General features: G+C 67.2%; 3 protein-coding genes. 1 reads left to right on the plus strand and 2 read right to left on the minus strand.

The genetic code is table 11. From position 1 onward, the window contains the following. On the plus strand, positions 1-564 hold a 564-nt coding region (locus tag FVW27_RS13675), incomplete at its 5' end, for a SelB domain-containing protein (protein WP_208294791.1). A 153-nt stretch (positions 565-717) separates the two neighbouring features. Here the strand turns inward: FVW27_RS13675 and FVW27_RS13680 are convergent. Next, positions 718-981: a hypothetical protein gene (locus FVW27_RS13680; protein WP_167126027.1), complete on the minus strand. Its 264-nt coding sequence runs from the start codon at positions 979-981 to the stop codon at positions 718-720. Between the two features lie 337 nt (positions 982-1,318). Then, the coding region (locus FVW27_RS13685; protein ID WP_167126029.1) for a 4Fe-4S binding protein at positions 1,319-2,171 on the minus strand (853 nt) is incomplete at its 5' end.

A 2,171-nucleotide genomic window follows, 5' to 3' on the forward strand; every position in this document is an offset into this window, starting at 1 on the left:
CGCGCGGCGGAATACCACGCCCGCGAACCGCTCAAGCCCGGCATGGCGCGCGGGGCGCTGGCCGCCGGGTGGGGGCGCGGGCTGCATCCCAAACTGGTGCATTTCATCGTCGAGCGACTGCTGAAGGCGGGCGAACTGGTGGCCGAAGGCGACGTGCTGCGCCTGCCGGGGCACAAGGTGTCGCTGGCCTCGGACCAGGAGGGGCTGCGCGCCAAGATTCGCGCCGCCTACGCGGAAGGGGGCAGCAGCCCGCCCAACGTGAAGGACGTGCTGGACCCGCTGGGGCTGGAATTCAAGGAAGCTGCGGCGGTGTTCAAGCTGCTGCAGGACGCCGGGGAACTGGTGAAGGTGAAGGACGGGCTGTACTTCCCCGGCCCGGTGATGGCGGACCTGAAGGCCCGCGTGGCCGCATGGTTCGACACCCACGACGACCTGGACCCGGCGGGGTTCAAGGAACTGTCGGGCGGCCTTTCGCGCAAGTACGTGATTCCGCTTCTGGAATACTTCGACAAGGAACGCGTGACCATCCGGGTTGGGGACAAGCGGCAGTTGCGGGGGCGGTAGCCCCCCACGCTTCTGGTGCATGTCTGAAAAACACGGTCTGCCCCGCCTTGAGGCATGACGGGCATGCGGGCGGCAGCCTTTTGTGCGGCATGGAAAAAACGCCGCCACCGGTCGATTCCGGTGGCGGCGTTTTGCCACGTTGATGGCGAAAAATCAGAACAGCAGCGCGCGCAGACTGCCCAGCAGCCCGCCAAGGGTGCCCTGAGAAGGCCCGGCCATGCCGGGCGGGGGCGGCAGCACCACGTCCCCGGCGTCGGGGTCGGGCTGGACGGCAAGACGCTCGCGCAAGGCCGCGTAGGCCTGCTCCAGGCGCTCCTCTTCGCTGCGGCGCTTGCGTTCGGCCTCGCGCATGGTGCGTTCATGGCGCTCCATGGCGTCCTGGTGCCGTTTCAGCAGGTGTTCGACATCGTCTTGCATCACGAACCTCGCTGTGGCCGGTCTCCGCCTCAGGCTTCTCCGAGGGGCCTTTCCGCCCTGCGGCCTGCGCGCAGATCACGAATATCTTTAGAAAATTTACACATGCGACTATAGCGCCGCCGTGCGTTTTCTGTCAATCGCACGAGATTTGCGGGTAAGGAAAAACCTGCGGTCCGGCTGACGGACCGCAGGTTTTCATGTCATGTCGATGGGATTCGGAAAAACACGGATGTTGCGGCAAAGAAGGGCGCTGTCCTTGGTGTGCCATTCCGCACGGGTAGGGCAGGCAGGGTGGCGATTGTGGAGCGCGTTCCGCCGGGGATGTGGGCGGCTGCCGTCAGGCCTCTGTTGTCGTGGTCGTCATGGCCTGCAAGCTGTTCCATACCTCGCGGAACAGAACGCCTTCGGCATGGGGCGCGAATTCCGGCACGGAAAGCCCGGCGAACTGCGCGGCCATGAATGTCGGCGAATGGGGCAGGCTGCCGAGCAGGGGCAGCCCGTGTCCCGCGCAGTATGCCTCCATCTGGCGAGCCATGCCGGTGTGGATGTCCGCCTTGTTCAGCAGCACTGCGGCGCGCACGCCGAAATGTCTGGTCAGGGCATGTACCCGCTCCAGATCGTGCAGGGCCGAGACCGTGGGTTCCGTTACCAGCAAGGCCGTGTCGGCCCCGGCCAGCGAGGCGATGACCGGGCAGCCTACACCCGGAGAGCCGTCGATGAGCACGGTGCGCGCGCCCAGCGATTCGGCGATTTCGCGAGCGCGGTTGCGCACCGTGCTGACAAGCTTGCCGGAATTTTCCTCGCCGATGCCGAGCGCCGCGTGCACCATGGGGCCGAAGCGGGTGTCGGAAACGTACCATTCGCCGCAGTGGCGTTCATCCAGCACCACGGCCCCTTCCGGGCAGACGTGGGCGCAGGCGGCGCAGCCTTCGCACATTTCGCGTGCCACATGCGGCGGCGCGTTCAGGGCGCCGTAGCGACAGGCTGCGGTGCAGGTGCCGCAGCCTGTGCAGAGGGCCGCGTCGATGCGGGCCAGCACGCCGCTGTGAAAGTCGTGCCGTTCACGCACCACGGGTGCCAGCAGCAGGTGCAGGTCCGATGCGTCCACGTCGCAGTCGGCCAGCACCAGCGCGGGCGATGGCGCTTCGCCCTCCCGCGCGGCATCCGCCGGGGCCGTGCTTTCGCGGGCC

It is taken from the genome of Nitratidesulfovibrio liaohensis (genome assembly GCF_011682075.1).
Lineage (GTDB): Bacteria > Desulfobacterota > Desulfovibrionia > Desulfovibrionales > Desulfovibrionaceae > Cupidesulfovibrio > Cupidesulfovibrio liaohensis.

Bases quoted from the DNA above. Each gene is read 5' to 3' on its own strand.
- FVW27_RS13680 (WP_167126027.1), bottom strand. From the start codon at position 981: ATGCAAGACGATGTCGAACACCTGCTGAAACGGCACCAGGACGCCATG.